15 protein-coding genes are annotated in these 22,808 nt (G+C 64.3%); 1 reads left to right on the forward strand and 14 read right to left on the reverse strand.

From position 1 onward, the window contains the following. Positions 1–17: 17 nt before the first annotated feature. From AC0Z35_RS07770 to AC0Z35_RS07825, 12 genes are all read right to left on the reverse strand, one after another. Positions 18–1,277, reverse strand: a complete 1,260-nt coding sequence (locus tag AC0Z35_RS07770; RefSeq protein ID WP_485131693.1) for a T6SS immunity protein Tli4 family protein — start codon at positions 1,275–1,277, stop codon at positions 18–20. Continuing rightward, positions 1,274–3,085 carry an esterase/lipase family protein gene (locus tag AC0Z35_RS07775; protein WP_485131694.1) on the reverse strand — a complete coding sequence of 604 codons (1,812 nt, stop codon included), beginning with the start codon at positions 3,083–3,085 and terminating at the stop codon, positions 1,274–1,276. The genes AC0Z35_RS07770 and AC0Z35_RS07775 overlap by 4 nt, the downstream gene beginning before the upstream one ends. 80 nt (positions 3,086–3,165) lie before the next feature. Continuing rightward, complete coding sequence (locus tag AC0Z35_RS07780; RefSeq protein WP_485131695.1) at positions 3,166–4,413, reverse strand: hypothetical protein; 1,248 nt, start codon at positions 4,411–4,413, stop codon at positions 3,166–3,168. Further along, positions 4,410–6,221: an esterase/lipase family protein gene (locus AC0Z35_RS07785; RefSeq protein WP_485131696.1), complete on the reverse strand. Its 1,812-nt coding sequence runs from the start codon at positions 6,219–6,221 to the stop codon at positions 4,410–4,412. Before AC0Z35_RS07785 ends, AC0Z35_RS07780 begins: the two co-directional genes overlap by 4 nt. Beyond that, positions 6,218–8,815, reverse strand: coding sequence for a type VI secretion system Vgr family protein (locus AC0Z35_RS07790; RefSeq protein WP_485131697.1), 2,598 nt, complete (start codon positions 8,813–8,815; stop codon positions 6,218–6,220). Before AC0Z35_RS07790 ends, AC0Z35_RS07785 begins: the two co-directional genes overlap by 4 nt. Before the next feature lie 102 nt (positions 8,816–8,917). Continuing rightward, positions 8,918–9,883 (reverse strand): alpha/beta hydrolase, encoded by a 966-nt coding sequence (locus AC0Z35_RS07795; RefSeq protein WP_485131698.1) that lies wholly within the window; start codon positions 9,881–9,883, stop codon positions 8,918–8,920. 32 nt (positions 9,884–9,915) lie between these two features. Continuing rightward, entirely contained in the window at positions 9,916–11,745 is a 1,830-nt protein-coding gene (locus AC0Z35_RS07800) for an ABC transporter ATP-binding protein (RefSeq protein ID WP_485131699.1), read from the reverse strand. Further along, complete coding sequence (locus tag AC0Z35_RS07805; RefSeq protein WP_485131700.1) at positions 11,742–12,587, reverse strand: ABC transporter permease; 846 nt, start codon at positions 12,585–12,587, stop codon at positions 11,742–11,744. Before AC0Z35_RS07805 ends, AC0Z35_RS07800 begins: the two co-directional genes overlap by 4 nt. Positions 12,588–12,851: 264 nt before the next feature. Next, complete coding sequence (locus tag AC0Z35_RS07810) at positions 12,852–13,838, reverse strand: ABC transporter permease (RefSeq protein WP_485131701.1); 987 nt, start codon at positions 13,836–13,838, stop codon at positions 12,852–12,854. Further along, on the reverse strand, positions 13,835–15,412 hold the full coding sequence (locus tag AC0Z35_RS07815) for an ABC transporter substrate-binding protein (protein WP_485131702.1): 1,578 nt from the start codon (positions 15,410–15,412) through the stop codon (positions 13,835–13,837). Before AC0Z35_RS07815 ends, AC0Z35_RS07810 begins: the two co-directional genes overlap by 4 nt. Before the next feature lie 164 nt (positions 15,413–15,576). After that, positions 15,577–17,304, reverse strand: coding sequence for a hydantoinase B/oxoprolinase family protein (locus AC0Z35_RS07820; RefSeq protein ID WP_485131703.1), 1,728 nt, complete (start codon positions 17,302–17,304; stop codon positions 15,577–15,579). Continuing rightward, complete coding sequence (locus AC0Z35_RS07825; RefSeq protein WP_319308827.1) at positions 17,301–19,418, reverse strand: hydantoinase/oxoprolinase family protein; 2,118 nt, start codon at positions 19,416–19,418, stop codon at positions 17,301–17,303. Before AC0Z35_RS07825 ends, AC0Z35_RS07820 begins: the two co-directional genes overlap by 4 nt. Positions 19,419–19,672: 254 nt before the next feature. On the opposite strand from AC0Z35_RS07825, the gene AC0Z35_RS07830 reads away from it, so the two are divergent. Beyond that, entirely contained in the window at positions 19,673–20,254 is a 582-nt protein-coding gene (locus AC0Z35_RS07830) for a DUF4202 domain-containing protein (protein WP_046807778.1), read from the forward strand. Positions 20,255–20,348: 94 nt separating this feature from the next. Here AC0Z35_RS07830 and AC0Z35_RS07835 read toward each other — a convergent pair whose 3' ends face one another. Both AC0Z35_RS07835 and AC0Z35_RS07840 read right to left on the reverse strand, forming a co-directional pair. Further along, positions 20,349–21,257: a ProQ/FinO family protein gene (locus AC0Z35_RS07835; protein ID WP_485131704.1), complete on the reverse strand. Its 909-nt coding sequence runs from the start codon at positions 21,255–21,257 to the stop codon at positions 20,349–20,351. Between the two features lie 49 nt (positions 21,258–21,306). Next, entirely contained in the window at positions 21,307–22,785 is a 1,479-nt protein-coding gene (locus tag AC0Z35_RS07840) for a hypothetical protein (protein ID WP_485131706.1), read from the reverse strand. Positions 22,786–22,808 lie beyond the last annotated feature (23 nt).

The raw sequence follows: 22,808 nt of genomic DNA on the forward strand, positions 1-22,808 counted from the left end.
CCTGCGCATCCGGTGTTTTACCGCGACGGCGGATCGTCGGGCGGCGGATCGTCGTCCGGCGGCGTCCAGGGCCGGCCGTCTTCGTCAGTGCTAAGAAATTCATCCAGCGCCTTTTGATCGGCAGCGGCTTTTTCCGGATTGCCCTGGTCAAAAGCGGAAGGCGGCTTGGGCGCGACGGCCATGTAGCGCAATCGAACCGACGCCACGATCGCGTCCCACAACTTGCCGGCTTCTTTGTCGCTTAAGGTGGCATCCACGCGGGGCGGGGAAGGCGGCCGCTTCCAAAGGGGAATCTCGTGCTTGTTCGGTACGAAGCGGGGCAGGGACCAGCGGACGAGGTCCGGATGGTCATCCGGAGCGGCCGGCGGGGTAAGGGTGCCACCGCCGCTCATCCGCATGTGAATAGACGGTTGAGTGAATGCGCGCTTGTCGCGATAGGTTTCGGCCAGGAATAGAAACGCGTGGTGATTGGTTTCGGTGAAGCCGAAGGCAAATTGTTCTGCTTGCATAGAGGCAAGAGTCAGCTTTCCCGCCCGCAAGGTGTTGTAGGCCATACCAGCCATCTGTTGTTTTGCGCGTGCCTGAAGGCCGGTCGATGGACTGGGCTGCAAGGCCGTAATGCGCGTTTCCAAGCTGACATTGGACCCGTCGATGAAAAATTCGATCACTCCGACTTCTTGATCGTGGTGCTCGCGGATGATGATGGGCCCAAGGCCAAAGCCAGGACCGGCGCTGAGTGGGTCGGAGATTTTGGTGATGGTTTTGGCCAGCGCCTGGATGCGGGCTTCTACGGGGGCCATGACGTTTTGGTAGGAGTGGGCTTTGATCAGGACGTAGACGTCGCCGACCAAGAGATGCAGTTCATGGGTGTGGTAGTTTTTCTGCTGTCGGTTTCGAAAAAAGCGCAGCAAAGTTGCTGTCGGGTCTACGTCGATTTTGGCAAGCAGCATTGATCCGCCCGAATCATGTGCAACTTGCTGAATCTGTAAAGATCTGTCGTTTATCGCTTCGATGTAGCGACCCGGCGAAACGTCAATACCCAGCACACGAACTTCGACGGTATTGAAATCCGTACCCAACCCGTAGTACAGCTTGACAAAGCTGCCGGTGCCGTAAAGCCAGTCCGAGGGCAAGTCGATGAGATGGCGCCCGAACATCCAAGTGCGTTTGCTGGAAGAGAATGTGGTCACTGTCGAGTCCTTGTCCTGAAACAGCAAGAGGCTGCCACCTATAAGGCTGGCGATCGCAATCGCGGCGATGGTAATGGTCCTTTTCATGATGGCTTTCTCGCTTGTGCGGCTATTTTTAGAATCCATTGAAGCGTGATCAATTGAACTTGCTCGTTCCGAAATGGCCCTTCATGGTCGAACCCGCACATTTTGAGTTGTTCTTGAACCTGGCCGTGTTCGGCTTGGTCGATGGGTGCGCGACCAGAGCTTGTAGGTACTGTGCCGTCTCCCACGCCGTCCTGCATTTCGCAGTGCAGCTCCCAGTCGCTGTACGGCGATTTCTCAGACGCCGAGCTGCCGTCGGTGTACTTCACGGAGGGATGACTCATGCCGCTGTGGCCGCGTACATAGAGGGGCGTCCTGCCACCTTGGTGCACGTCCGAATTCCGCGCTTGGAAAAGAGATTCGATGGGTACCGGCGGGATCGTGTAACCCGCTGGCCGCAAACCCGGACGTATCCTCCATCGGATGGATTCGAAGCTTGCAAACTTGGTATCCGAACCGTAGAAAACGTAGGTCTTGGGGTGGAAATATGTGTTTAATGCGCTATGGAAATCACGGGCGTTTCCAATAGCATGCTGGTAGTCCTTCCACTCAATCGCCGTCCCACCTTTGGGCACCAGCCATTCTTCCTTTACCAAGCCCCACCACCGATACCTCTCAAGATAAATCGCGTCATACGGGCATTGATCGAGCGCGGGCATCGCGGACAGGGTGCGAGATTGGCTTTCGCGCAGCAGTTTCAGCCATCCCGGTGAGTATCGCGTGGTCGGCAGAAGTTGTAGCGCGCCGGGTGATTGGGCAAAAACCGCAGTCACTTCCTGGCCGGTGCCGCCAATAACCAGCGAGGCGCCGAAGCTCTCGTCCCGCATACCGACCTTGCATCGTCGGTAGGCCACCGGTGCGCCATTAGTCGGCATGACGCCGTGCACGATGCCGCAAATGGCGGCTTCCATTCCAGGCAGTTTCGCGCACATGCGGGCTATCAGACCGCCCATCGAATGGGTTACAAGAACCACTTGTTGGCAGCGCTTTCCATACTGCTCGCGGATCGCTTCTATCCTGAGCTTTAGTTTCTCGGCTGACTCCGCGTTCGTCTCCAACCAGTTATACCCAAACGCATGCACCGGCATATTGAATCGAACCCCGGCCAGCAGATCGTCTGTCGTCAACGGCTTGACGCCTTCAGTTTCGTCATCGATACGATCCATTCCGTTCAAGCCCGGCATAAAAACATCCACGCCAGGTTTCAATCGTCGATATGCGGCTTGCGGGTCTTCCCAGTGCTGGTCGTTCAGCTCCAGCGCATAGTTTTGATGGCGAGGAACAGTGGGGGAGTTCAGCACATGTTCCAGCCAGATCAAGAAGCGTTCGTAGCTGGTCTGTCCGACCTCGCCCCAGCCCCGCTCGCGATATCGCTTCATCAGGGCGGCCTTGCGTTCAGCGGGCAGCATTTGCTGGTTCTCTTGCACCATCCCCCACGGCACATTGGGAACGCCGCCCTGGTCATCGACCTCTACGCGGTCGGGGTGCAAGGTGGTCTGTCGGAAGCCGGCGTCTTTGGCTACCCATTGGGAGGCCAAGGGAGTCCGTAGCCCCGCGAATCCATAATCAAGGGTCCAGACCTGTCGGGAATCCTGTCCGATGCGTTCGGGCACCGACTTCAAATTACTGCCCATCACCCCGGGAATAAAAATCACCGGCAGGATCAGATCCGGGCCGATACGCAGTTGCACGGGGTCGGTAATGTCGCAGTCGGTCAAAGTCCAGGTGAAGCACTGCTGTCCCCTGGCGTTGTAATGAAACGGCGCCACGCGTTCCTCTGGTGGACCGGTGGCGGGTTGGTTGTCGGTCACTTTTTTTCTCCATTCGATTGGCCTTTCTTTGACCGCGGGCCTTTACGCGGTCGATTTAAGACGCTGACCACGCGAGAGGATTACCGCGCGGGCACGTCGTCGTCGGTAGGCGGTGTCCAGGGCCGGCCGTCTTCGTCGGTGCTAAGAAATTCATCCAGCGCTTTTTGATCGGCAGCGGCCTTTTCCGGGTTGCCCTGGTCAAAAGCGGAAGGCGGCTTGGGGGCAACGGCCAGGTAGCGCAGCCGCACCGACGCCACGATCGCGTCCCACAACTTGCCGGCTTCTTTGTCGCTTAAGGTGGCATCCACGCGGGGCGGGGAAGGCGGCCGCTTCCAAAGGGGAATCTCGTGCTTGTCCGGTACGAAGCGGGGCAGGGACCAACGGACGAGGTCGGGTTGATAGTCAGGGCTTTGGACCTTCATGATGGTGCCGCCTCCCCGCAATCGCATGTTGATGGACGGCCAGGCAAACCCGGGATTGTCGCGATAGCTTTGCACGACAAACAGAAAAGCGTGGTGATCCCCGTTCCGGTAGCTGAAGCCGCTTTGCTCGGACTCCATGCCGGCAAAGGTCGGCGCGCCGGAACGCAAGGAGTTGTAGCGGATGCCAGCAAGCGTTTGCTTTTCCTGTTCCTTCATGTTGATTCTTTCTTGCTCCTGGATCGCGCTTGTCGCGGCGTCGAGTCTGAGGTTTGTCCCGGGCGCGCGAAACTTCAACATCCCGATTTCCTGATCGTGGTGGTCGCGGATGATGACGGGCCCCAGCCCGAAGCCGGGGCCGGCGGTTTGTGGGTCGGAGATTTTGGTGATTGTTTTTGCTAGCGCCTGGATGCGGGCCTCTACGGGGGCCATGACGTTTTTAAAGGAGTCGGCCTTGATCAGGACATAGACGTCGCCGACCAGAAGGTGAAGCTCATGGGTGTGGTAATTCTTCAGTTCGGGACTGTGAAAGAAACGTAGCAATGTTTGCGTTTCACTCAACTTGATTTGAGCGAGCATCATCGATCCGCCCGCATCATGGTCTACGTTTCCGATCTGCGTTGATCTGTCCTCTACTGCATTCTTGAAGCGTTCAGCGGAAACTTCGGTGCCCAACACCCTGACTTCAACGGTTTTGAAATCGGTATGCAATCCGTAATACAGCGTGACGTAACTACCCGTGCTGTATATCCAGTCCGAAGGAAGGTCAATCAAATGCCTGCCGAACGCCCAGGTTCGAGTATCTGCGGGATGTGGAGCCAATGGTGTGTCCTTACCAAACAACGAAAGGTTGCTGCCTGCGATCAGCCCAATGATCAAAAGCCCGGCAGCCAAGAAGCGCGGGTTCATGACGGCTTCTTGGCCTGGGCCGCGATTTTCAAGATCCATTGAAGCGTGACGAGTTGAACCTGTTCCATCCGGAACGGACCTTCATGATCAAAGCCTTGCATTTTTAGCTGCTCCCGAACTTCGCCGCGTTCCGCCTGGTCAATCGGCGCACGGCCCGAACTTGTCGGTACCGTCCCGTCTCCCACTCCGTCCTGCATTGCACAGTGAATTTCCCAGTTGCTATATGTCGGCTTTCCGGGCGTTGACGTGCCGTCAACGTAGCCTGGCGAGGCGTTATTGAGGGCGCTACGACTGCGCACGTGGATGATGGTGCGACCGTCGTGCTGAACATCCGTGTGCCGCGCGTTGAAAATGGCTTCGATCGGGGCGGCTGCCTCTGCGGTACCGGCCGCCCGCAAACCCGGGCGTATGTTCCACCGGATGGTTTCGAAGCTTGGATATTTCGCATCTGAACCATAGAAGACGTAGGTATTGGGATGGAAGTAGGTATCCAGCTCTGCGTGAAATTCGCGGGCAAATTTAATAGCTCGCTCGTAGAGGGTCCACTCAATCGCCGTCCCACCTTTGGGCGCCAGCCATTCTTCCTTTACCAAGCCCCACCACCGATACCTTTCAAGATAAATCGCGTCATACGGGCATTGATCGAGCGCGGGCATCGCGGACAGGGTGCGAGATTGGTTCTCGCGCAGCAGTTTCAACCATCCCGGTGCGTATCGCGTGGTCGGCAGTAACTGCAACGCTCCGGGCGACTGGGCAAAAACCGCTGTTACTTCCTGACCGTTGCTGCCAATAACCAGCGAGGTACCGAAGCTCTCGTCCCGCATACCGACCTTGCATCGGCGGTACGCCACCGGGGCTCCGTTTGTCGGCATGACGCCGTGGACGATGCCGCAAATCGCGGACTCCATGCCTGGCAGAGTTGCGCACATCCTGGCAATCAAACCGCCCATTGAATGCGTCACCAGCAAGACCTGTTTGCAGCGGGATCCATACTGTTCCAGTAAGGTTTCAATGCGCTGCTTGAGTTTCTTGGCCGAATCGGCGTTCGACGCCAACCAGTTATATCCAAACGCATGCACCGGCATATTGAATCGAACCCCGGCCAGCAGATCGTCCGTTGTCAAGGGCTTGGTGCCGTCGTCTTCGTCGCCGTTGCGATCCGCCCCGTTCAATCGCGGCATAAACACATCCATGCCGGCTTTAAGCCGTCGATATGCGGCTGTCGGGTCTTCCCAGTGCCTGTCCTCGAGTTCGAGCGCATAGTTCAGGTGGCGGGGAACCGTCGGGGAATTCAGCGCATGTTCCAACCAAATCAGAAAGCGTTCGTAGCTGGTCTGTCCGACTTCGCCCCAGCCCCGCTCGCGATATCGCCTCATCAGGGCGGCCTTGCGCTGAGCGGGTAGCAGCTGTTGGTCATCCTGCACCATCCCCCACGGCACGTTGGGTACACCGCCCTCGTCATCCACTTGCACTCGGTCGGGATGCAGAAGGCTCTGCCGTATCCCTGCCTTCTGGCCGGCCCATTGGCCCAGCAACGGAGTGGGAACGCCCGCAAAACCATAATCCAGCCGCCATACCGATTCCGTTTCGTCGCTGCCCGGTTCGGGCACCGACTTCAAATTACTGCCCATCACCCCGGGAATAAAAATCACCGGCAGGATCAGATCCGGGCCGATACGCAGTTGCACAGGGTCGGTAATGTCGCAGTCGGTCAAAGTCCAGGTGAAGCACTGCTGCCCCCTGGCGTTGTAATGAAACGGCGCCACGCGTTCCTCTGGCGGGTCGGTGGCGGGTCTGGTCTCGGTCATTCTTCGGCCTTTGTCCATTCGATACGGACGCCGTCGCGGCGCATGTCGCGTTGCAGCGTCAGGTAGCCTTCGCTGTCCGTGCGGCCGGTGATGCGCGAGCCGTCGTTGCGGATCAGGGTGTAGGCAAGGTTGCAAGCGCGGGAACCGTCTTGCAGCGTGGCTTGAAAGCGGTCGTTAAAGGGGGTTGCGTCCCAGGTGTTGAACGTCATCGAGGCGCTGCTTGGCCCGGTGAAGTTGTGCCCGGCGGCCTTTACCGTCAGCTTGCCGGGCATGGAGAACTCGATATTCCCGTCGGCGATCTTGATGGCCGCGCCGCCACACAGCAACGTGATGTGCTTGTCGGCGGCGACCAGCACGTGTTGTTGGCTGGACGTGATTTCCGCGCTTTGATCGGCCTGGATGCGGATGGCGTTGTGCTGCGCCTGTAGCAGCATCGGGCCTTGGTGGGCGATGAGTCGCACGGCGCCGCCTTGCGAGAACAAGCCCAGGTCGCCGCCCGCGTTCAGCACGATCTTGTCGCCCGCGCTGACCTGCTGATGCTGCTGCGCGACGCTGTCCACATTGCCACCGGCCGACAATACGATGCTTGCCGGCGTGGCGGCGGCGATGCCGGCTGGGGCGCTTAGGCCGATGGCCCCGGCGTCGCCTTGGCCCGGGCCGTCCGGCTGGTCGTTAGCGCTGTGGCCCAGGTCGCGCACAGCGTCCGATAGGGATTGCTGCGGCTGGGCGTCGTGGGCGACGCCTTCGTGTTGCGCTGCGTAGTCGCCCAGGTTGCGGGCTAGATCCAGCGCGGCCTGCAATGCCGCGACGATATCGGACCGGTCCAGCTGCCCGCCCTTGGCCCGCAGTTGGGCGTCGGCCGTTAGCAACAATCCCTTGGCCGCGCGCAAGGCACCGTGATCGTCCGTGCGCAGTTCGAACCCTTCGCCGCGAGCTTGCCCACCGCTTGGACGCGGATGGGTCAGATAGCCCAGATGCAGCTGCGTGTCGCCGTGTTCGCTCATCAACGCCGCGCTGATCTGCGCGGACGTGTCATCCAAGCGCAATTCGTTGGCGCGATTGCCCCTGAATTCCTTGCTCTTGATCGTGTTCAGGACGTTGTGGCGCGGCAGTTCATAGGGCGGCAGATTGGTCGCCCGGAAAGTTCTGCCGATTATCAGCGGCTGGTCCGGGTCGCCGTTTGCGAATTGCACGATGACCTCTTGTCCGATGCGAGGTATCGCCATGTGGCCCCACTGCGCACCGGCCCAGTTCTGCGATACGCGAATCCAGCACGAGCTATGTTCGTTGTGCTCGCCTACGCGATCCCACGGGAATTGGACTTTGACGCGGCCCCATTCGTCGCAATAGATTTCTTCATTGGGCGGGCCGACCACCGTCGCCATCTGGTGGCCGTCGATACGGGGTTTGGGTAAGGGCTCGGGCTTCCAATCGACCTTGTCGGGCACCAGTTCAGCGGTGTAGCGGTATTGCGTGCCGTGCTCCGGGCGATATTCCGAGCGGTGCATCAGGCCTTCACCCAGTCCGCCTTGCTGACCGTATTCGGCTCCGAACCCGTCTTCTTCCTGGCTGGCAGGCTGCACGCCCCGATGTTGCATCCGCACGGGTCGCCAACCGTGGTTCCAATCTTCGCGAGGATGACCGACAAGATCGAACGCCACGCCAGGAACCAGGCGCGCGTCATCCCCTTCGACCAGTGCCACGCGCGCATCGCGGCGGTGTCCCAGCAAACGGGCCAGGGTAAACGGCTGACCCGCGTCGTCGCATTGATAGCGGCCGGGGTAGTCGTAGCGTTCGTAGCGGGCATCCTGATGAGAAAGATCTGATGCAACCGGCGAATGTTCCTGGCTGTAGCGCGGATGCGTGTAGGTGTAGTCGCGCTGCGTCTGCACGGCGGTGCGCACGCGCTCGGCATAAGAAAACCGATGCAACGCGGGTTCAGCCTGATCACCGCCCGGCATCGGGTTGTAAACCACCGGCCCGCCCGCGATCTCGCCGTGGATATAAATCCGGTCGCCATGAATCAAACGGTGCCCATGCTCCGAATGCGCATAGCGATAGAAATAGCCTTCTTCTGCCGCCAGCCTGTCCAGAAACGCCAAGTCCGTGTCGCCTGCCTGCACGCAATATTCGCGCGGCAGGTGTTCCTGCGTCGTCACCTGTTCGTAATCGGTAATCCCCTGCCGTTTGATGACGTCGGCCAGGATCTCGGGCACGGACAGTTGCTGATAGATGCGCCAATCGGAACACAGCGCGGCGCGCGCCAGTGACGGTTCGAGCACCGCGCGATAGCGCGTGCGCCGAAAGCCCGTGTCGCCCTGGACCAATTCAGTGATGATGCCGTGCACATAGCGCACTGGCAGCGCACCGCGCCATATCGTGAACAGCGCGGGCTGATCCAGCAAGGCGCCGAAATCGACGGCAGGATCAAAACTGGACAAGTCCACGCATAGCCGATAGGGCTCGGACAGGGCCTCGTCCAGCGTGAATTCAATAACGTCGAACGCCGCGCCGCTGGCGGTCGTGAACGTGAATCTGAATGTGGATGTGGACGTGGATGTGAGGGTTGGGCGCGGGTCGGACAGCCGTGGCACGGCGGTGCTCCTTTTCTGTCAGGCAAGATCGAATCCAGCATCTTGCCCAGCCACGAAAGGCGCTGTCCATGAGACGACTACGAAACTTAAGCTAACGCTCTGCTAGGCGGCCAAGTTGCGTTTGAGCGCGTGGACCAGGTCCGCGCGCGCTTCTTGCGCCTGGGCAAGCAGGCGCGTCATGCCGATAAAGCTGTGGGGCACGCCGGAATAGACCACCAGCATGGGCGCGGCGCCACTGGCGAACAGCTTGTTGGCCAGGTCCAGCGTGTCGTCCAGCAGGGGGTCCAGCGCGGCGGCTTGCAGGATCAACGGCGGCAGTCCGGCAACGTCGGCATGCAGCGGGGCCACGCCGGGGTCCGTCAATTGGGCGGCGTCGGCAACGTATTGGTCCCAGAACCAATCCAGCTTTTCCGTGGACAGCCCAAAGCGTCCGTCGCCAAACGATTCCTGCGACGGCGTATCGCGGCGGGCCGACAGCATGCCGTAGATGACCACGCCGGTCTTGATGAAGGCATCGCCCTCATCGCGCAGGCGTTGCAGCGCGGCCAGCGTCAGGTTGCCGCCCGCCGATTCACCGCCCACGGCCAGGCGCTGCGCGTCCAGGCCCAGTGCCGGGGCTTCGTCGCGCAACCAGCGCAAGGCGCCCAGCACCTGTTCCAGTGCAACGGGGTAGCGGGCTTCGGGGGACAAGGCGTAGGACAGGCCGGCCGTGACGATGCCCGCGTCGGCCGCGATTTCGCGCTTCCAGCGGTCCAGCGTGTCCAGGTCGCCTTGCGCGAAGCCGCCACCGTGCAGGTGCAGGTACAAGGGCAGGGGCTTGTCGCTGGCGCCTTCGGGGTAGTACAGGCGCAGCGTGGCCGGCACCGGCAGATGGTCCAGCCGATGTTCCTCCACGCGGCCGACCGGCGGCGCGGGCTGGCTTAACCAGTGTTGATAGGCGCGGCTTTTTTCGCGGCATTCGGCGATGGGCGTTGTCAGCACGTTCGGCGTGCCGACGCCGTGTTGCTTGGCCAGGGCTTGCGCCGCCAGCACGTCGGGCGCCAGGGTGGGGATGGGGGATGAGCTCATGCAGTTACCAGTCGTGGGTGGGGCGGTGTCGCTTACCCGTGAAGGATACCAATGCCCGGAACCCGCGAGTATGACGCGGTTTGGCGGCCAACGGGGGCCGAAGCTGGGGCGGGCGGCGCGACGTGGGCGGCCGTCGCGGCGGGCAGGGCAGGCGCGGCGGGCACGGCGGCCAATAGCGTGCGCGTGTAGGGGTGCGCCGGCTGGCGCCAGATGGTCTCGGGCGTTCCGTGTTCCACGATGCGGCCCTGGTTCATGACCATGACCCGGTCGCACAGATAACGCACCACGGCCAGATCGTGGGAGATGAACAGGTAGGACAGGCCCAGCTCGTTCTTCAAGTCGACCAACAGATTCAGTATCTGCGCCTGCACCGACACGTCCAGCGCCGACACGGGTTCGTCCAGCACTACCAGGGACGGGCGCGTGATCAGCGCGCGGGCGATGCCGATGCGTTGGCGCTGCCCGCCGGAGAACTCGTTGGGATAGCGCCTGGCCGCATCGGCGGGCAAGCCGACGTTGTCAAGCATCCGAGCCACGTGCCGGCCTCGTTCGGCGCGGTCGCGCACGCCGTGCACCTTCAGTACGGCGGCCAGGATGTCCTGCACGGTATGGCGCGGGTTCAATGAGGCGTAGGGGTCCTGGAACACCATCTGTATATGCCGCCGCGATGCTTTTAGCGCGCGTTGGGACAGGGCCAGCAGATCGGTGCCACGCAGCAGCGCCTGACCGGTATGCGCGGGCGTCAGGCGCAGCAGCGTGCGCGACAGGCTGGATTTGCCGCTACCTGATTCGCCCACCAAACCCAGCGTTTCGCCGTGAGCGATATCGAAGGACACGTCATCGACCGCCAGCACGTCGACGCCCCGGCGTCCCGCATAGCGCGTGGTCAGGCCGCGCACGCTGAGCAGCGGCGCGGCGCTGTGCGGCCCGGTCGCACCGTGCGCTTGGCCAGCGCCCGTGGACGTGCGCAATGTGAAATGCGGTGCGCCATCGCCATGTCGATGACTGACCACGATCTCCGGCAGCCGTGCCTGACGGTAGTGCAGCCCGTCGCGCGCGTGTAGCGATGCGCCCAGCAGCCCCTGCGTATAGGGGTGCGACGGCGCGGCGAACAGTTGGGCGGCCGGCGCTTCTTCCAGTTTTTTGCCACCGTGCATGACGAGGACACGATCGGCCCATTGCCGCACCACGCCGAGATCATGCGTGATCAGCAGCACGCTCATGCCCAGGTCGCGCCGCAGCTCGTCCAGCAATTGCAGGATCTGCGCCTGGATGGTGACGTCGAGCGCGGTGGTGGGCTCGTCGGCAATCAGCAGTTTCGGCCGGCAGGCGATGGCCATGGCGATCATTACACGCTGGCGTTGGCCGCCCGACAACTGCATCGGGTAGTCGTCGATGCGGCGTTCGGGGTCGGGGATGCGAACGCGCGCCAGCAGCTCCAGCGTGCGGTGGCGCAACGCGGTACGCCCGATGTCCTCGTGGCAACGGATGGCTTCGGCGATTTGCCGGCCGATGGTCAGCACCGGGTTCAGTGAGGTCATGGGCTCCTGGAAGATCATGGCGATGTCGCGGCCGCGCACCTGGCGCAGCTGCCGGTCCGGCAGAGCGGCCAGGTCCACGTCGTTGAACAGGATGCGGCCCTGCACCCGGCTGCCGGGCGCAAGCAGGCGCAGCACGGCCAGTGCGGTAGTCGACTTGCCGCAGCCGGATTCACCGACCAGCGCCAGCGTTTCGCCCGCCGCTACGTCAAAGCTCAAACCGTCGACGGCGCGGCGCTGCCCGTCGTCGGCGCGAAACGACACGGTCAGGTCTTGCACGCTTAAGAGCGCACGGGTGTCGGGGGGGTGGGACGTGCGCGTCATGCGGACAGCCTCGGGTTAAAGGCATCGTTCAAGGCGTCGCCCAGCAGGTTCAGCGACAACACGGTCAGCACGATGGACAGGCCGGGCAGGGCGGCCAGGTACCACGCGGTGCGCAGCATCTCGCGCGCGTCGCCGATCATGCTGCCCCAGGACACGGCGTTCGGATCGCCCATGTGCATGAACGACAGGGCGGATTCCATGAGGATGGCGTTGGCCACCAGCACCGAGGTCGTCACGATGACGGGCGGCAGCGCGTTGGGCAAAATTTCCAGCAGGGCGATGCGTGCGTGGCCAAAGCCGTTGCTGCGCGCGGCCAGCACGAATTCGGTTTCGCGCAGGGTCCGAAATTCAGCGCGAACCAGCCGCGCCACCACGGGCCACGAGGCCGCGCCGATCGATAGCGCGATGACGCCGACCGACGGGCGCCCGATGGCCACGATCACCACCACCAGCAAGAACGAAGGAATTGTTTGCAGCAGTTCGGTGACGCGCATCAGCACCACGTCCACCCAGCCGCCGAAGTAGCCGGCCGACGCGCCTACGGCAATGCCGATCGCCAAACTGAGCAGCGCGGCCGTCACGCCGACCGTCAACGACACGCGGGCGCCGTGCGCCAGGCCGGCCGCGATGTCGCGGCCCATCGTGTCGGTGCCCAGCCAGAACTCCGGGTCCTGACCGGGCCACTGGATCGGCGGACCGACCATGTCGAGCGGGTCGTGCGGAAACACCCAGGGCGCGGTAATGGCGGCGCACAGGATCAACAGCAACAGCACGCCGCCGACCACCGCGCCAGGGTTGGCCAGCAGCCGGCGCAGCGTGCGCGCACGGCGTGGGGCGCTCATGGCCAGGACCAGCGGCGCGGGCGGTGGCAAAGACGGGGACGAGAAATCAGGCGGCATGAAATGAAGTGAAGGAAAGAGGGAACAAGAACGTGGGCGAAGGACCAAGGACCAAATACGAAGGACCCACGGGCAAGGACCCAAGGGCAAAGACCCAAGGCCAAAGACCCAAGGCCAAGGACCCAAGGCCAAGGACCCAAGGCCAAGCAATGCATAGCGGCCAGACGGCCAGGCGGCCAAACGCCAGAACGCCAGAACCCCAGAACGTCATCCGCCGACGCGAATGCGCGGATCCAGCAGCGTCTGCAACAGATCGACCAGAATATTGGCCACGATCACCAGCAGCGAAGACAGCACCAGGATGCCCAGCAGCACGACATAGTCGCGCGCCATGACCGACTCGTAGGCCAGGCGGCCCAGCCCGGGCCAGCTAAAGACCGTCTCGACTACCACCGCGCCGCCTAGCAGCGTGCCGAAGTTCAAGCCGGCAACGGTGGTAACCGGAATCAGCGCATTGCGCAGCACGTGCCGCAACGCCACGGCCGTGGGCGCGACGCCCTTGGCGTGCGCGGTGCGCACGAAGTCCTGCCGGCTGACCTCCAGCATGGCCGCGCGCGTCAGCCGCGCGAAGATGGCCACGTAGAAGCCCGCCAAGGCCAAGGTCGGCAGTACCAGGTGGCGCGCCACGTCCAGCGCGTGGGCCATCCCGGTGGCGGGCGCGCCGATCGTCGACACCCCGCCCGGCGGCAGCCAACCCAGCTGCACGGAAAGCAGGATGATGGCCATCAGCCCCAGCCAGAAGCCCGGAGTGGAATACAGCAGCAACGCCGCCAGCGACAGCACGCGGTCCGGCCAGCGGCCCACAAAGGTGGCCATGACCGCGCCCAGCGTGATACCGGCGGCCAGCGCGCATCCCAACGCGCTGAACATCAGCAGCACCGTGTTGCCCAAGCGGCTGAAGATCAGGTCGGACACCGGCAGGTTGTAGCGCGGCGATATCCCCAGGTTCAGGCTGGCCAGATTGCCCAGGTAGGCGCCAAGTTGCTGCAACACCGGGCGGTCCAGCCCGAACTGGCTGCGCATGGCCGCCATGCCGGCTTCGGTGGCCGATCCGGACTCGGCCGCGATCACGTCGGCAGCATCGCCCGGCACGGCTTGCAGCAGGAAAAAACTCAGCAGGATGACCCCGATGACGGTCGGGATCGCCTGGACCAGGGACAAGCCCAGCGTGCGGGCGGCGCGTCGCGGGTTCATTGCAGGTAGACGTCCGCCAGGTTGGATTCCACGCCGTCGGCCGTCAGCGAATGGTCGTGCACACGCTGGTTGGCGATGGTGATGAATTCGGGCTGATACAGGTTCAGGTCGGGCACCTCGCGCGCGACGATCTGCTGAAAGTCCTTGAACAGCTGGACGCGCCGGGCGGGGTCGTTTTCAACGGCGGCGGCTTCCAGCAAGGCATCGACCTGCGGGTTCTGGTAATGCGTGCCGTTGGAAAAAGGCACGCCCCGGATGAAGTTCCTGGACCAGTACAGCCGCTGCACGCCGACCGTGGGGTCGAACAGATTGCTGGCGCCATTGGTGGTGAAGGCGAAGTCGCGATCGGTATAGACGCGCTTGATGAAGGCCGAGGCGTCTTGCGAGCGCACCGTCACGGCGATGCCGGTGCGCGCCAGCGTCGTGCGCAGATAATCGGCCAGCCGTGCGCCGTCAGAGCCGATCGGGTTGTAGTCCAGCGGCACCCGAAAGCGCACGCCGTCCGGCCCCTTGGGGTAACCGGCTTCGTCCAGCAGCGCGTTGGCGCGCTTCAGGTCGAAGGCGTAAGGCGACGGCGTGGGGTCGTTATAGGCTTTCAGGCCGGGCGCGATCGGCGAATACGCCACCTGGCCCACGCCATAGTTCACGACTTTCAGGATGACGTTGCGGTCGATGGCGTGGGCCACCGCCTGCCGCACTTTCTCGTTCTTGAAATGCGGCTCGTCCAGGTTGAATTCCAGCCGCGTCACGTTGTACGAATAGCTGTTGCCGCGCGTTTCGAACCGCAGTGACGGCACGGCTTTCAGGCGCGCCAGGTCGGCCAGTGGCACGGGCGTGCGGTAGCCCAGGTCCACGGTGCCGGTTTCAAACGCGATGGCGGCGGCGGCGGGGTCGGCCACCACGCGCACGATCAGGCGGTCGATATAGGGCTTGGGCTTGTCCCAGTAGTCCGGGTTGCGTTCATACACGATGTGGCTGCCGCGCACCCATTCCTTGAACTTGTACGGGCCGGTGCCGATGGGTGCGGAGATCGCCGGGTTGGTCAACGGGTCGGGGCCATCAAAGATGTGCTTGGGGATGATGGGCGTCTCGGTGGCGACGAAGGCGCGGATGAGGTAGGGCGCCGGCTTGGCCAGGCGCAGCACCACGGTGTGGTCGTCCGGAGTTTCGATGGCGGTGACGTTGGCGAACGTGTTGCGCCCGCGCGGGTGGATCTTCTTGAGCAGCCCGATCGAAAACGCGACGTCGGCGGCGGTGAACGGCTTGCCGTCATGCCATTTCACGCCTTGGCGTAGCGTGAAGGTGTAGACAGTGCCGTCGGGGCTGACCTGCCAGGCGGTGGCTAGTTGCGGCTGGGGATTCAAGTCGTAGTCGTACTTGAGCAGGCCTTCGGTGACCTTGGCGCTGACGCTGAGAATGGGCGTGGCGACGTTGCCCACCGTCACCAGCGCGGTCGGTTCGGAAGGCAATAGCAGGGTCAGCGTACCGCCCCGGGTGGGCTCGGCGTGCAGGGCGGGCGCAAAGGCAAGCAAGGCGCCGGCCAGCAGCAGGCCGAGACGGGCGCGTCGAGCCATGGTGGCGATGCGGCGGGTGATGTGGGTCGCGATCCGGGTCGCGATCCGGGGGGAGTTTGGGGTCAACGTTGGGGTCAAGATCGGGCTCGGGGTCTGGTTCAAGGTCAGGTGCAGGGTCGGGGTCGGGATCGGGATCGGTTTCCGGATCGGTTGCGGCGTCGGTGTCACGCTTGCGGCTCCCGGTAGGCCGTGCGCGCCTGGTCGGCGCTGACCAGGCCGTCGCGCACATCGCGATCAATGCGCTCGGCGTCGCGGCCGGCGGGGTCGCCCAGTCCGCCGCCGCCGGGTGTTTGCACGACCAGCCTTTCGCCGGGGGGAACCAGCTGTCGCCCCTTGGCGCGCAGTGTGGCGCCGCCGGCCAGGCCCAGTTGGCCGCCCGCGCCGGCGTGGCCGCCCAGCGCGCCGCGCGCCGGATGCACGACGCGGTCGAACGCGGCGGCAATGATCATGGCGGCTTGTGGGTCGGCGTGGCGCACCACGATGGTTTGGCCCAGCCCCCCGCGCTGCGTGCCGGGGCCGCCCGAGTCCGGCCGGTATTCCTTTTGTTCGAAGACCAGCGGGTTGGCGCTTTCCAGGATCTCCAGCGATACATTGCGCACGCCGCTGGGGTAGGACGTGACGGACAATCCGTCCTTGCCGGGCCGCGCACCCGTGCCGCCGGTGGAAAAGCTGACGGCGTTAAAGCGCGGGCCGGCCAGCAGCGCTTCCTGCTGTTCGGGCGTGGCGCCCGCCAGGGGCTCGCCGCCGACCAGATGCAGGTTCCACAGCGACGACGCGCCCTCGGCGGGAACCTGATCCGCGCGGGCCTGGCGCAGCGCGCCAAAGACCACGTCGGGCAACATCTGTCCAATGATGTGGCGCGCCGTGACGGCGGCGGGAAAACGCGCATTCAGAATCGAGCCGTCGGGCGCCGCGACTTCGACGCACGACAGGGACCCCGCGTTGTTGGGCACGTCGGCGCCGATCAGGCAGCGCACGCCAAACGAGGTATAGGCGTCGGTGTAGGCCTTCACCACGTTGATGCCGCGCGCCACGCTGGGCGAGGTGCCGGCGAAGTCGATTCGGATCTTGTCGCGCGCGATGCTCACGCTGGCTTGCAAGGTGATCGGCGCGTCGTAGCCGTCGATCACAAGCGTGTTATGCCAGGTGCCTTGTGGCCATTGGGCGATGGCCTGGCGCATGGCGTTTTCGGACTGCTCGATGATGTAGCCGCCCAGGGCGTCCAGTCCGCCCAGCTCAAACTCCGTCAACAACGATTTCAGGCGGCGCCCGCCGATCGCGTTGCAGGCCACCAACGCGTACAGGTCGCCTTCCACCTGTTCGGGCTCGCGCACGTTGGCGCGAATAATGGCCAGCACGCCCGGGTCCACTTCGTGTTGATGGAAGAAGCGCAGGATGGGCAGGAACAGGCCTTCGTGATAGACCTCCAGACCATCGGCACTGCTGCCGATGCCGCCGATATCGATCACGTGCAAGGTGGAGGCAAACAGCGCCACCAGCGCGCCATCGTGAAACACCGGCGTCACCAAGGTCATGTCGAACAGGTGGCCGGTGCCTTTCCAGGGGTCGTTGGTCAGCAGCACGTCGCCATCCTTTAGCGATTCGGGCGGGAAGACGCGCAGAAAGTGTTTAACGGATTCGGCCATGGCGTTGACGTGCCCGGGCGTGCCGGTGACGGCTTGCGCGATCATGCGGCCATCGGGCAGGAACACGCCGGCGGACAGGTCGCCGGCTTCCCGCGTAGCGGTGCCGAAGGCGGATCGGATCAATACCTGTGCCTGCTCTTCCACGACGGACAGCAGGCGGTTCCATGCCAGTTGGAAACGGATGCGCTCTTGTGCCAGGGGCGCGGCGGCGGTGGCCGGGTGCAAGCGGTCGGCTTGGGTGCTCATGATGTGTAGTCCTTGTCGGCGGCGTCGGCCTGGCGACGCTGGGCCGCACGGGTATCGTCCAGCACCAGCGAGCCCAGGCGGCTGCGGCGCGCGACGAAGCCGGGCGGCACGAAGGTGGTGGTTTCGTCTTCCACGACCAGCGCGGGGCCGGTCAGCGTCTGTTCGGGGTCCAGCGATTGGCGTTCGTAGACGGGGATGTCGATGCGGCGGCCCTGGGCGGCGTCGTACACCGGGCGCGTGCCTGCGACGCGCGCCGCCGTGCCCTGGCCGGCGGCAATGGGGTCGTGCGGCCGTGCGCGGCGCTGGCCGGCTTGCGCGGCTACGGACCAGCTCACGGCTTCGGGCGCCACGTGCGGCAGGCTGCGTCCATACAGTTCGGCGTAGCGCTGGGCGAAGGCCGCGGCTAGCCGGGCGCTGGCCGCCTCGTCGAACGGCCCGTCCGGCAGGTCGACCGCAATTTCGTGCCCCTGGCCGCTGTAGCGCATGAATACCACCCGTTTGTGCGTCAAGGGGGTGTCCGGGGCGGCCCGGCGCACCACGGCGTCAACGCCGGCTGTCAGTTCGTCAAGCAGGCGCTGCACGGCGGCGTGGTCGATGCCATCGACGCGCTGGTGAAAGCTGCGAACGGCCTGATAGGCGATGGGCGCCCACAGGAAACCCACCGCCGATCCCACGCCGGCCGATTCCGGAATGATGACGCGCTCGATGCCCAGCTTGCGCGCCAGCGCCGCCGCATGCAGCGGCGCCGCGCCGCCAAAGGCGATAAGGGTATGTTCTTCGGCCGTCTTGCCCAGCTCCGAGGCATGGACGCGCGCGGCGTTGGCCATGTTCTCGGTGACGACATCGATGATGGCCTGCGCGGCCTGCGGCGCATCCAGCTCGGCGGGCGCGGCCAGGTGCGCCTGAACGGCACGCTGCGCCAACTCGGGTTGCAGTTTGACCTTGCCCACCGCGAAACGCTCGGGCGTTACGTTGCCGATCACGGCATGCGCATCGGTCACCGTGGGCAGTTCACCGCCGTTGCCGTAGGCGGCGGGGCCGGGCGCGGAACCCGCGCTGTCGGGGCCCACCTGCACCACGCCCAGGTGGTTGACGCGAGCGATGGACCCGCCACCGGCGCCGATTTCCACCATCTCGATGACGGGTATGCGGATAGGCAGGCCGGAGCCTTTCAGGTGCCGGTGCACGCGGCCGAATTCAAAGCTGCGGCTGACCTGAGGTTCGAAGTCGTCGATGTAGCAGATCTTCGCGGTGGTGCCACCCATGTCGAACGATAGCGCGCGCGCGGAGCCGGTCTGCTCGGCGATGTGCTGCGCCAGGATGGCGCCACCCGCCGGGCCGGATTCGACCAGGCGCACCGGTTCTTCCACCCCGGTTTGCAGCGTGGCGATGGCGCCGCCCGAGGTCATCAGAAACGGTTCGTCGCGCAAGCCGCGTTCGCGGGCCGCGTCGTTCAGCCGGCGTAGATAGCCCGATACCTGCGGCTGCACATAGGCGTTGGCGCTGACGGTTGACAGGCGCGGATATTCGCGGATCTCGGCGCAGATGTCGGATGACAGCGACACCCACAGGCCGGGCGCGTGGGCCTGCAACAGCTCGCGGATGCGGCGTTCGTGGGCGGGGTAGGCGTAGCTGTGCAGCAGGCAGACCGCCACGCTTTCAATACGCGCGGCGATCAGTTCATGCGCCAGCGCGATGACCTGCGACTCGTCCAGCGGCGTCAGCACCTGCCCGCGCGCGTCGACCCGTTCGGTGACGCCATGGCGCCAGGGGCGGGGCACCAGCGGCTGGGGCTTGTCCAGGAAAATGTCGTATTGCGCGAAGCGGTCTTCCAGGCCGATCTCGACCAGATCCCGAAAGCCGGCCGTGGTCAGCAGGGCGGTGCGCGCGCCCTTGCGTTCAATCAGCGCATTGGTGGCCAGCGTGGTGCCCAGGATCAGCAAGCTGACGTCGGGCCAGCGCAGGCCCGCTACGCCCAGCAGTTCTTCAATGCCTTGCAGCACGGCCGTCTCCGGGGTGGCGGGCGTGGTCAGCAGCTTGGCGGACCAGCGGCGGTCGTCGCGTTCCAGAACGATGTCGGTAAACGTGCCGCCCACGTCGACGGCGACGCGCACGGGTGGGGCCTGGGGCTCCCGAAGGGAAATATCTGGCATGGGGTGATAGCAGGGCGCACGGTGCGCCATCGGCGTTGGAAGAACCCCAGATCCTAAGCAGTCACCGCGCGCACATGAACGATGATTTTCGAGTTTCGATATGCGGTTTACGCGACCCGGATGCGTCTGGCGGCCGGCTTGGCGCTATGATCGTTGCGTCTCTGGCCGGCTCCGGCGCCTTCTCGGCAATGCAACGCACGCAGGAAACTCACCGCATGAATGATCGTCTACACCAGACGCTGCTTCGGTTTGACCAGTACAACGGCACCGACCCCAATCTGTTCGCCTGGCAGGGCGAGACCTGTCCGCAGGAGCTATTCCTGGCGCAAAAGCTGCATGAATGGGTGATGAAGCTGGCGCCGGATGCGTCGGAACCGCTGGTGCTGGCCTCGCGCTGCCAGCACATCGGGCGCTGGGAAATCACGCGCAAGAGCTATCCCGACGGGCGCGTGGGTTATCTGACGTGGCGCAAGGCGCTGGCGCGGCATCATGCCGCCATCGCGGAAGGCATACTGCGCGACGCGGGCTACGCCGACGACGTGATCGACCGCGTGAGAACCATCGTGATGAAGCAGGGCATCAAGCAGGACGCCGACGTGCAGACCATGGAAAACGCCTTGTGCCTGGTGTTTTTGCAATACCAGTACGAAGCGTTCCATCCCGCGCATGGGGAGAAGATCGTGGAGATCTTGAGGAAGTCGTTGCAGAAAATGGACGCGGCGGGTCACCAGTGGGCGCTGACGCTGCCGTACAGCCCGACAGGGATGCGGTATCTGGAGCAGGCGCTGGCGGCCTGAGGCAAGGACGCATGCAAAAGCCCGGCCCGCGATGGATTGTTGCGGGCCGGGCTTTTTGCCGTCATCGGGCGATGTAGCCCGATGACGGTATGACTCAGGACTGCGCGGGCTTGTCGGCGGACGAATCCGTGGACGAATCCGTGGACGAATCCGTGGCCGGCGAAGTCGGCTCGGCGGACGGTGCATCAGCCGCCGGGGTCGACGCATCGCTGGATGCATCCGGCGTGGCGGCGGGCGTTGCGGAGGCCGCGTTTTCAGCCGGAGTTGCAGCCGGAGTTGCAGCCGTCTCGGCCGGCGCTTGCGGGGCCGATTGCACCGGTGCGGCAACATCCGCCGTCACGGGCGCCGTCACGGGCGCCGGCACGGCGGCGTCACCGGTAGCGGCGTCACCGGTACCGGCGGCGGCCGCGGCTTCGGCTTTCTTGGCCTTGTTGCGCGCGGCGGCGTTCTTGGATGCGCTGCGCGAGGCCATGCGCTTGGCATGCTTGGCTTCGTTGGCCGTTACGACGCCCGAGGGTTCGCCGTTCAGGTCCACACGCGGCGCGTCCTCGACCATGCTGGCCCAATAGCGGCGGCCATCACACCAGGTCTTGACCGCTTCCTTGATCTGCGCTTCGTCCAGTTGCAGCGTCTGGGCATGTTGCACCAGGTCCGCCAGCACGCCCAGCTTCAGCGGAAGCTTCGGCGCGGGATTCTTGGGGAAGGCCTTGGGAAACTGGCGTTGCAAGCGCGAAATTGCGACCACGACCGGGTCCACGGGCGATTCGCGCCGGTCGGCGCGTTGCGGCCGCTGGCCCTTGTCGCCGCCCTGGGAACGGGCGTTCTTGTCACCGCCTTGCGGGCGCGGGCCCTTATCGCCTTGCGGACGCGGGCCTTTGCCGCCGCCGGGTGGGCGGGGGCCTTTGCCTGCGCCTTGCGGACGCGATTCTTTCTTGGGGGTCGGCTCTTCAGGCGCCTGCTTGGTGATCAAGGCCCGGATCGCGGCTAACTGTTCTAGTCCCATGTGCTACACAAAAAAAAGGTTGAGGCCGTGAGCATCAGCGCTCGGGCGGCTATCCCGACAGCACGACAAGCAGTGCCAGGAATAAAAGAATGCCGAACGCGGCCAGGGCAAACGGCAGTAGTAGAACATACACGCTGCGTTCTTGCCCTTGTCCGTGGGCCAAACCCGCCGCAATTGACATCCTGACGGGTGAAAAAAACCCCATCGACGTGCCTGAAACGTGTAACAGCGCTGCCGCTGCCGGCACATTCAGACCCGCGTGCAGGGCTAATGATAGCTGGGACGGCATGAACAGGCTGTTCGGCGCGTTGCCGCTGTTGGCCAGAATGCCGAAGGCGCCGGCAAGCAGCGGCGTGATCAGGATGGTCCAGTCTTGCAAGGCGGCGAACAGGCCGTCCGCGTAGGCTTGCGAGATGCCGGCGCCGGCCAGCACCTCGGCCATCATGGCAAACAGAAAGACGGACATGACGGCATGCCGGCCGGTGCGCCAGGCCGCGCGCGCCTGCACGGCCAGCGCGCCCGGCTGGCGCCGCCACACCGCCATGGCCAGCGCGCCGGCAACGAGCCAACTGCCGGCATGCAGAAACGGCATCCAGGCGGGCAGGTCGGCAAACGGCCGGATATCGGCCCAGGCGCCCAACGCGCGATTCAGCGTAGGAATGAGCCGCGTGGCCACCAGGCACGCAATCACCAGGATGTAGGGCAACGCGCGGCGGGCGGCCGCAAGCGCCTGGGTGCGATCGGGCCTGCGATCCAGCACGAAGCGCAGCACGATCAAGGGGCCGTAGGCGGCCAGTAGCGCCGTCTCGGGGCCCAACAGGGCTGTGGCGGCGCAAAGCGATGCCAGGCTGGTGACGATCCAGCCGGCTTCCCTGACGTGCTCGGCGGTGCCGACTTTAATGCCCGCAATGCGCGCCGTGCGCCAGAACAGCGTCATCCACACGGCCATCAACAAGGCCACCGCCACCATGCTGTACAACGCCAACTGCGGGGCTGGAACGCGTGCGTAGGCGGACGCCAGCAAGGTGCCGCTGCCCATCGCGCCCCACGGGATCAGCGTCTGGCTCAACAGCGCGAAGATCATGATGTCGCGGGGCTTCAGGCCAAGCGGGCGGATAAGCAGCACGGTGCCCAGCATGCCCACGCCAAAACCCGTAGCGGATTCCGCAAAAGGGCCGATCAGGAAACAGGCAAAGAACAAGCGCCGCCGACGCGCCAGCGGGTCGTTCAGTTCCGGAGGATGAACGCCGGGGGAATCACCACCGGCCGCGGCCGGCTGCGTGGGCGAGGCCATCTGCCAGAACAACAAGCCGCCCAGGATGTAGGGCGTGATGATCCACCCGATCCACCCGCCGCGTTCCAGGGTCACCGCCAGCTGTGCGCCGGTGAAAGCGCCGGGCGCGGTACTCAGCGCTACCGCAATGGCGGCGAACAGTCCCAGCACCGCCGCCATCGTTGTGTTGACTCGCCCGCTGGCGATGGCAACGATCACGGTCAGCGCGGGCAGGGACCACAGCAAGTAGGTCATGGGAACGTGGGTGGGCGTAGGCA

The sequence above is a fragment of the Achromobacter sp. 1L-A-4-B-C2 genome, from assembly GCF_057291955.1.